The organism is Pseudaquabacterium terrae (genome assembly GCF_013266755.1).
In the GTDB taxonomy this organism is placed as follows: Bacteria; Pseudomonadota; Gammaproteobacteria; order Burkholderiales; family Burkholderiaceae_C; genus Pseudaquabacterium; species Pseudaquabacterium terrae.
In genome coordinates this window covers 782,539-788,610 of sequence record NZ_JABRWJ010000003.1, presented here as the reverse complement: position 1 = coordinate 788,610, position 6,072 = coordinate 782,539, and the positions used below count along the sequence as shown (strand labels likewise).

7 protein-coding genes are annotated in these 6,072 nt (G+C 66.4%); 4 read left to right on the top strand and 3 right to left on the bottom strand.

Annotation, left to right across the window (positions count from 1 at the left end; genetic code table 11):
- Window positions 1-453: NAD-glutamate dehydrogenase domain-containing protein (locus HLB44_RS12665; RefSeq protein ID WP_173122920.1), on the bottom strand; the 453-nt coding region annotated here is incomplete at its 3' end.
- Between the two features lie 168 nt (window positions 454-621).
- Window positions 622-1,005 (bottom strand): AMP-binding protein, encoded by a 384-nt coding sequence (locus HLB44_RS38345; RefSeq protein WP_425500803.1) that lies wholly within the window; start codon window positions 1,003-1,005, stop codon window positions 622-624.
- On the opposite strand from HLB44_RS38345, the gene HLB44_RS37210 reads away from it, so the two are divergent.
- Together HLB44_RS37210 and HLB44_RS37850 are read left to right on the top strand one after the other, a co-directional pair.
- Complete coding sequence (locus HLB44_RS37210) at window positions 970-1,245, top strand: hypothetical protein (RefSeq protein WP_246312202.1); 276 nt, start codon at window positions 970-972, stop codon at window positions 1,243-1,245. The genes HLB44_RS38345 and HLB44_RS37210 overlap by 36 nt on opposite strands.
- A 187-nt stretch (window positions 1,246-1,432) precedes the next feature.
- Complete coding sequence (locus HLB44_RS37850) at window positions 1,433-2,290, top strand: transposase (protein ID WP_173122918.1); 858 nt, start codon at window positions 1,433-1,435, stop codon at window positions 2,288-2,290.
- A gap of 287 nt (window positions 2,291-2,577) precedes the next feature.
- Here HLB44_RS37850 and HLB44_RS12650 read toward each other — a convergent pair whose 3' ends face one another.
- Window positions 2,578-3,999: an FAD-dependent oxidoreductase gene (locus HLB44_RS12650; protein WP_217283622.1), complete on the bottom strand. Its 1,422-nt coding sequence runs from the start codon at window positions 3,997-3,999 to the stop codon at window positions 2,578-2,580.
- Here HLB44_RS12650 and HLB44_RS12645 point away from each other — a divergent pair.
- Window positions 3,977-5,125 carry a phage tail tip lysozyme gene (locus tag HLB44_RS12645; RefSeq protein WP_173122917.1) on the top strand — a complete coding sequence of 383 codons (1,149 nt, stop codon included), beginning with the start codon at window positions 3,977-3,979 and terminating at the stop codon, window positions 5,123-5,125. The two genes, HLB44_RS12650 and HLB44_RS12645, sit on opposite strands and share 23 nt — an antisense overlap.
- 122 nt (window positions 5,126-5,247) lie before the next feature.
- The gene (locus HLB44_RS12640; RefSeq protein ID WP_173122916.1) at window positions 5,248-6,069 is read left to right on the top strand and encodes a lytic transglycosylase domain-containing protein; all 822 of its coding nucleotides are present in this window, start codon (window positions 5,248-5,250) and stop codon (window positions 6,067-6,069) included.
- The last annotated feature ends 3 nt before the right edge of the window (window positions 6,070-6,072 follow it).

Here is a 6,072-nt window from a genome sequence, read left to right as displayed (position 1 = left end):
GAACGACTCGCGCTTGCCGCCGTTCAGGCCCAGCAGCATGCCGCCGGCATCGCGCTGCACGTCGACGATCGGGTGCACGAACAGGTGCAGCGTCAGGCCGTTGCGGTTGACCTCCATCGTCACGGTGTCGACGAGGAAGGGCATGTCGTCGGTGACGATCTCGATGATCGTGTGCGTCGATTGCCAGCCGTGCTCGGAGATCGTCGGGTTGAAGGCCCGCACGCGGGCGCGGCCGGGCTCGCGCTTGCGCGCGAAATGCCAGTGCGACAGTGCCGCGCCGTACAGGTCGCCGCTGTCGCGCTCGGCCAGGTCCTCGGGATCGACCTGGCCGAAATAGTGATCGACGAAAGTGGCGAGCGTCTCGCGCTGCTCGGCCGGCAGCTTGGCCTGCACCTGGGTCTTGACCGGGGCCAGGAATTCTTCCTGCCGCGCGGCCGCGTTTGTCGTCGTCATCTTGTGTCTCCTCGGTTACCACCCGGTGCGGGTCTAGCGCCATCCACTTGAGCCACCGCGAAGCAACCAACAGTGGCAAGGCGCCGGAGTGGAAGCGGCACGACAAGCGGCTTCTGCCGCTCGTCGTCATTGCGTCGCCAGTAAACTCTCAACTCGTTGACCGTGCGCCTACCGGCGGTATGAGCTCAGAAGCCTCGGCTCTTGACTTCGGCGAGCGACCCTTCGATAGCGACACACACCTTGTCGACCGCCATTGCGTGAGCCGAGGAGACCAGTACAGTCTCCGTCGGCCGCACGGTCGGTGAGGAGTGCCTTTGGCACGCAGCTGAGACCAATCGCGCGCAGCTTGTCTACGCCTTGGTCACGTCGTGGAGGACTCATCGGTACGGGGACGGCGCCTCCGTACAGGCACCCAACGAAGGCAACGACGAAGTCGAGTCCGGGCGGAAAGATGAGCAGTACCCGTTGGCCGGCGAGCCCAGGGTCGGATTGCAAGAGGGTTCCCAATCCGCGCGCTTGCCGATCAAGATCAGCGAAGCTCGGCCGATCCACCTCGTCCTCGCCGTCGCGCAGATACACAAACGCGGCATGCCGAGTGATCGCGGCGTTGCGGCGCACGACTTCGACGAAGTTGGCGTCGGCTCGGACGGCACGCTCAGGAAACAGGGCGCTTTGATCCATGTCGCTACGGGTACTCGCTCACTGGTGGCGCGCCCATCGCTGAGACGCCTACCCGCTTTGCATAACGCGTGCCAAGGGGTGACGTTTCATGAGGGCGGCGTAGACCGTTGATTTGCGGGCGATATCCGCGGCAGCGCTGAAGCGCCGTCGCGCCATGGAGGGCGCCTTCTCATACCACCGACCAAGAAGCAGTGCGGCAAAGGAAACGCCACACCCTGGCACAAACCCTGAGTGCCTGGCCCGCGATGGAGCGCCACCGCGCAGGCTCGGCCATCGTCGTCCCGGTCATCTTCGACCGGTGGCTTCGGCGCCCTTCGGCTCCCTCAAGGCGCTGCCGCGCGATGGCAAGCCCGTCGTGAAGTGGCCGACGCTGGGCGATGCGTTCCTCGATACCGTCCAGGCACTGCGCCAGTTGCTGGGCAAGCGAACAGGCTCGGCAGCCAGCCCCAGCGTCGCGGCGGCGGGCCAGTCCAGCCCCGGCCAAGCGGTCACGGCGGCGACGCCGCGCCCTCGTTCCGGAACCTTGACGCTCGCACGCAAATTCAAGGACAACGATCGCGATAACTTCCTCGTTGCTCTGGCGAACACGGCGATGGACGAAGTGCGCAAGGCGGAATGGAAGGCCGAGGCCGAGCTTGTGCAGCAGGCGCTGGGCGAGCTCGGGCCGAGCGAACGCCGATCGATCCTGTGGGCGATGCGGCGCAACCCGTCGGGCTGGAGCCCGGCACAGGCCAGCGTTATGCACTGGCTGCAGCGCGCCAACCTCAAGAGTGCGCGAGCGTGGCGGCTGAAGATGGGGTTGCGGGAAGTATTCGCTTTGGCGCGATCGCACAACCATGCCGATATGGCCGCAGCAGACCTCAAGCGCTGGATCTCGTGGGCTCGGCGCAGTCGTCTGGAGTCGTTCAAGCGGCTGGGTGCCACCCTGAAGGAGCACTTCGACGCCGTCGTGCGCGGCATGCTCGATCATCGATCCAACGCCTTCGTCGAGGCGATGAACGGGCAGATGCAGCAAGCCAAGCGCGCGGCCCGCGGCTTCCGCACGGCGGCCAACTTCATCGCCGTTGCCTACCTCCGACTCGGGAAACTCACGCATATCCCAGTCTCGCCATTCGTTCGCGCTATGCCGCGTTCTTCAGGCGCTATGTCTCATTGAAGCGCGATCTCGCGCTCCACCCGAAACGACGAAGAGCCGTGAAGGGCTGGCGGCAGATGCCCATGCGCGGGCTGGAAAAGGCCGAAGGCGAATGGACGCTGGTAACGCTTGCATGGAATGTCAAGCGCTTGCACGCGCTGAGGGCAGCATGATGCGGGGGAAATGCCGCGCGAAACCCTCCCTCGGGATGCCCCTCAGGGCACGCTCAGATCGATCAGCGATCACGCAGACAGCCGATTGGACCCTTATCGCACCGCGAACGTCGACAGAGCCAACGTGCTCTCGGTTCAGCGCTCGTGCGGGCTCAAGTCCGACAGGCTCCTAGCAATGGCACCACCGCCCTGGTGCATCCTGGCCGCTGCTTGCGGGCGAAGCCCCGGCCCACGCCGCGGGCGGGCCACTCTCGGTGCCGGCCGCTCAACGAATGACGGCATGGCGCCGGACGCTGCAGCCAAATGGTCGTTCTGAATGGCCTTGGCCACCTGCACTCCGTGCGCGAGGGCGGTGGTGACGCAGGGATGCCAGAAGTTCGTCACCTCGCCCGCGGCGAACAGCCCCCTGAAGCGAGGAACGGCTCCGTGCCGGTCCACGACGATGTAGCCATCGCGCAGCGGCAACCGAATCCCGGCCGGAATACTCGCCTCGAAACCGAATTGCACGCCGAGAACGTCGTATGCGGCTGCGTTGACCGTCATGCGCACCTGGTCGGCATCGAATGGCCCCACATGGACACAGTGCGACGGAATCTCGCGTTGCAGGATCGGCTGCGCCCTGGGCGTGTGCCGGCAATAGACGTCGACGTTGCGCGCGCCGCGCCGAAGTGCGAAGACGGCCTGGTCGAAGGCGTTGTCGCCGCCGCCGAGGATCGCCACGCGTTTGCCATGGACGTCGATCCTTTCCATGGAAATGCCAGGACCAATGCCCACGTGCTCGGTTTCCATGAATCCACCGCACCGCGGCTTCGAGCCGGTGGCGATCACCACGTAAGTGGCACGCAGTGACTCCTTGGCAGCTGATACCTCCCATCCGGAATGGTCGGCACGATACCGAATGGCTCCGACGTCGAAACCCAATCTGCAGGGCACTGACGCCGAACGCACATGCTCTTCCAGCTGTCGGGCGACTTCCTGACCCGTCTTGCCTTGCACGCTCGGAATCCAGCGGTTGGTATAGGGGCTGCGCAGTTGCAAGCCACCAATCGCTCGGCCAGCGTCGAGCAGCATCACCTTCAACCCGAGTTGATGCAACCACAGCGCGCACGCCGCCCCGGCAGGCCCGGCGCCGACCACCAAGACGTCTTCCATGGCTTGTTCGTCCCCTGCGTCGTGGGCGCGTCCGCGACAAACGCGAACGATGAACCGACCCACCCCCAGAGCATGCCGCTCACCAGGATGCGGCCCGCCATCGGATGCGAAGCTCAGGCAGATCCAGCGAAGAACCCACCGCGGGTGTACGGCAGCAGCCGCGCCGCGCTCGAGGATCTTCGCGTTACCGGCCGGGGCTTCGCACGCTTCGCGGGTGCGTGCGCCACGCCGCGTTTGAATCTGCGCATTGCCGCGCTTGCTGCACTGCGAGCAAGCGGCATGGTGGACCAAACAACGCAAAGGAACGGGAATGTCAAATTCGATATCGCCGGTCGGCGGCCCCACTGGGGTGCAAGCCGTCCAGCAACTCATGATGAGTGTGATGGAGGTGATGCTCGCGGCCATGCAGTTCAGCCAGGCGGCATCGCAGGCCGGCGGAGTGCAAGGCCTGAAGGACCTGATCAACGGCAACTTGCAGAGCGGCGGCAACCAGGTCGGCGGCGGCCCGGACAGCAGTGGGGGCCCCGGTGGGCCGAGCGGCCCGGGCGGACCCGGTGGCCCGGGCGGCCCCAGCCAGGTGGGCGGCCCCTCGGGCACGGAGCCGACGGGGGAAGGCGGCGGCATCATGCAGATGCTGCAGCAGCTGTTGCAGCTGCTGATGATGCTGATGCAGCAGATGTCGCAGGGCGGGATGGATCCCAACGAGGATTCCGGCGGCCCCGGCCAAAACATCGGCAATCCGCCCGGTGGCCCGACTGGCACCCCGCCGGTCGGAGGCCCCAGCGGTGGGGGTTGTCCCGGTGGGGGTGGTCCCGGTGGCGGCGGTCCCGGTGGCGGCGGCCCGGGTGGCGGCGGCCCCGGCGGCGGCTCGCCTTCACCCTCTAGCCCCCCTCCCGCAGGTTCGACCGGCACGCCGTCGACCGACAAGCCCGGTGGGGGGACCAACCCGACCACCGGCACCGGCGGCACGAGCTTGCCGACTGCCCAGCCCAAGCCGAGCGGCCCCACGGGCAATTCGACCGATCCGCTCAGCACCGAGCCGCAGAAGGGGCCGTTGTCCGAAGCCGAAGGCAAGGAGATGGCCAAGAACGTGGCCGAGCAGTTGCAGAAGGACTTCGGCTTCACGCCCGAGCAGGCCGCCGGCATCGCCGGCAACCTGTGGCACGAGAGCGACGGCATGAACGCCAACGTCAACGAGTACGCCTACGCCGGCAATGAACCGTACGGCCAGCCCAACTCCACCGACAAGGGCTACGGCTGGGCGCAGTGGAGCTACGACCGCAAGCCGCAGTTCATCAACTGGTGCAAGGAAAACGGCCTCGATCCGGCCAGCCCGGCTGCCAACTACGGCTTCATCAAGCACGAGCTGGAGAACAACGAGTCGGCGACCGTGGATGCCGTCAAGGGCACCAGCACACCCGAAGACGCCGCAACGATGTGGCGCAAGGTGTACGAGCGTGCCGAGGATCCGCAAGACACCAAGCGCACGACTGCAGCACGCATCCTGTACGACTTCATGAACGGCGATTGACGCTGCGCAATCGACCATCTGCCAAGCGGCGCATGCCTGCGCGGCGATAGGAAACACACATGTCAAATTCGATATCGCCGGTAGGCGGCCCCAGCGGAGTGCAAGCCGTCCAGCAGCTCATGATGAGCATGATGGAGATGATGCTCGCGGCCATGCAGTTCCAGCAGGCATCGCAGGGCGGCGGGCTGCAGGACCTGAAGGGCCAGATCAACAACAATCTTCAAGACGGCAGCAACCAGGTCGGCGGCGACCCGAGCAGCATCGGCGGCCCCAGCGGCGTGGGCGGCCCTTCCGGCACGGACCCGATGGGTGGCGGCGGCGGCATCATGCAGATGCTGCAGCAGCTGCTGATGATGCTGATGATGGTGATGCAGCAGATGTCCCAGGGCGGCGAGGGCGGCGGGGGCTTCAGCCCCAACGGCAACTCCAGCGGCCCGGGCCATACCCTGGACTCGGGCTCGCCGTCGGGATCGCCGACCGGCGGGGTCTCGTCCTCGGGGGGCGGCACTCCGGTGGACTCGAACTACCCGAGCCGCACTGGTCCGGCCGGCGGCCAGTACGACGACGCCATCAACAGCGCGGCCGCCAAGCACGGCATGGATCCCGAGGTCATCAAGTGCGTGATGGCCAAGGAGTCGCAGGGGGATCCGAATGCCACCTCCAGCGCCGGTGCCGTCGGCCTCATGCAGGTGAAGCCGGAAACAGCCAGCGAGCTGCTCGGCCGACCGGTGACCGCCGAGGAGCTGAAGAGCAACCCGGAGCTGAACATCGAGGTCGGCACCATGTACCTGAAGAAGATGATGGACGAGAAGGGCAGCCTGGAGGACGCGCTGGGCGGCTACAACCAGGGGCCGAATGCCGACTGGCGTTCCATTCCGGAGTCGCAGAACTACGTCCAGGAGATCATGGACGCACTGGGCAGCGGCTCGCTGCCCAGCTGGTGACGG

Bases quoted from the DNA above. Each gene is read 5' to 3' on its own strand.
- HLB44_RS12650 (WP_217283622.1), bottom strand. From the start codon at position 3,999: ATGGCCGCGAGCATCACCTCCATCACACTCATCATGAGTTGCTGGACG.
- HLB44_RS12645 (WP_173122917.1), top strand. From the start codon at position 3,977: ATGGAGGTGATGCTCGCGGCCATGCAGTTCAGCCAGGCGGCATCGCAG.
- HLB44_RS12640 (WP_173122916.1), top strand. From the start codon at position 5,248: ATGAGCATGATGGAGATGATGCTCGCGGCCATGCAGTTCCAGCAGGCA.